Annotated in this window: 1 protein-coding gene; it reads left to right on the forward strand. The window is 63.5% G+C overall.

Annotated elements, in window-relative coordinates; genetic code table 11:
- The first annotated feature begins 155 nt into the window (after nt 1-155).
- Complete coding sequence (locus EOD07_RS31830; RefSeq protein WP_127238090.1) at nt 156-2,045, forward strand: MFS transporter; 1,890 nt, start codon at nt 156-158, stop codon at nt 2,043-2,045.
- Nucleotides 2,046-2,156 lie beyond the last annotated feature (111 nt).

Consider the following 2,156-nt stretch of genomic DNA (forward strand, 5'->3'; position numbering starts at 1 on the left):
TACCAAAGTCATAATCCCATCGTCGCGGTGCCTTTCGAGCGCCCTTTCTGTCATTTTTTCCTCGTTGGCTGCGTTTTCGAGTCCGCGCTCGCAGATGCGCGGATGGTGGCGCGCAGCCGCGGAGGACAGACGGGATCTCACGGGAGGATATATAAATGGCAATGGCATCGACCGCCGGCAGAACCAGCCGCGGCATGACGCGGGAGGAGAAGAAGGTCATCTTCGCCTCATCGCTCGGCACCGTTTTTGAATGGTACGATTTCTACCTCTACGGCTCGTTGGCCGCCTTCATCGGCTCGACCTTCTTCAGTCCGGCGATCCCGGAGGCGACGCGCAACATCTTCGCACTGCTGGCTTTTGCCGCAGGCTTCCTCGTGCGTCCGTTCGGCGCGCTGGTGTTCGGCCGCATCGGCGACCTCGTCGGCCGCAAATACACCTTCCTCGTCACCATGACGATCATGGGCCTGTCCACCTTCCTGGTCGGCCTGCTGCCCGGCTACGGCAGTTGGGGCATTGCGGCGCCGGTGATCCTGATTGGACTGCGCATGCTGCAGGGCCTGGCGCTCGGCGGCGAATATGGCGGTGCCGCGACCTATGTCGCCGAGCACGCGCCGGACGACCGCCGCGGCTACTACACGTCCTGGATCCAGACCACCGCGACGCTCGGGCTGTTCCTGTCGCTGATCGTCATCCTGACCGTCCAGGGCTCGCTCAGCAAGGAAACCTACGCCGCTTGGGGTTGGCGCATTCCCTTCATCGTCTCGTTCTTCCTGCTCGCCATCTCGATCTGGATCCGGCTGTCGCTCTCGGAGTCGCCGACGTTCCAGCGCATGAAGGAAGAGGGCAAAGGCTCCAAGGCGCCGCTGTCGGAAGCCTTCGGCCAGTGGAAGAACGCCAAGATCGCGCTGCTGGCGCTGCTCGGCCTCACCGCCGGCCAGGCCGTGATCTGGTACAATGGACAGTTCTACGCCCTGTTCTTCCTGCAGAACGTGCTGAAGGTCGACGCGTGGTCGGTCAACATCATGATCGCCATCGCGCTCGCCGTCGGCTCGATCTTCTTCGTCGTGTTCGGCTGGCTGTCGGACAAGATCGGCCGCAAGCCGATCATCATGGCCGGCCTTGCCTTGGGCATCGTCTGCACCTTCCCGCTGTTCAAGGCGCTCACCTGGGCCGCCAATCCGGCTCTGGCCACCGCGCAGCAGAACACCCGCGCGACAGTGACGGCGGCGCCCGGCGACTGCAAGTTCCAGTTCAACCCGGTCGGCACGGCGAAGTTCACGACATCCTGCGATATCGCGACGTCGTTCCTCACGAAGAACTCCGTGCCCTATGACGTGGTGACCACCGCGGCCCCCGGCACGGCTGCCACGGTCAAGATCGGCAACGAGACGGTGGAATCTTATGACGCCGTTGCCGCGGGCGATCAGGCCAAGGCCAAGGAGGCGGCTTTCCAGAAGGCGGTGAACATGTCGCTGCAGGACGGCGGCTACCCGCTGAAGCGCGCCGCGGCCAAGGTGGCGGACCAGAAGCTCGACGCCTTCATCGCGGCCAATCCGGAACTGAAGCTCGACGCCGCGGCCATACGCGGCGGCGAGAAGACGACGGTGAAGACCGATCAGGCGATCGCCGACAAGATCCTGACCAAGGACGAGGCAGGCGGCGCGCCGGAAGTCACCGTCTACAACATCCCCGGCGGCGGCGCCTTCGCCATGACCGCCGATCCGGCGGCCATCAACTGGCCGATGACGGTCGGCATCCTGTTCATCCTGGTGGTGTTCGTGACCATGGTCTACGGGCCGATCGCCGCGATCCTGGTCGAGATGTTCCCGACCCGCATCCGCTACACCGGGATGTCGCTGCCTTACCACATCGGCAATGGCTGGTTCGGCGGCCTGCTGCCGGCAACGGTGTTCGCGCTCAGCGCCTACAAGGGCGATATCTACTACGGTCTCTGGTACCCGGTGATCATCGCGGCGATGTCGCTCATCATCGGCATGATCTTCGTCAGGGATACGCTCGGCACCGACCTGCACGCCAAGGAGTGACCCAGAGCAATTCCAGGAAAAGTGCGCAGCGGTTTTCCGTCCGCAATTGCGTAAAACGATGAGTCAGAGCAGGTCGGCCAACCTGTCAAACGCCGAACTGCTCTGGTCATC

Source organism: Mesorhizobium sp. M2C.T.Ca.TU.002.02.1.1, assembly GCF_003997225.1.

Excerpts from the sequence above, each read along its gene's own strand:
- EOD07_RS31830 (WP_127238090.1), top strand. The coding sequence starts at position 156 with ATGGCAATGGCATCGACCGCCGGCAGAACCAGCCGCGGCATGACGCGG.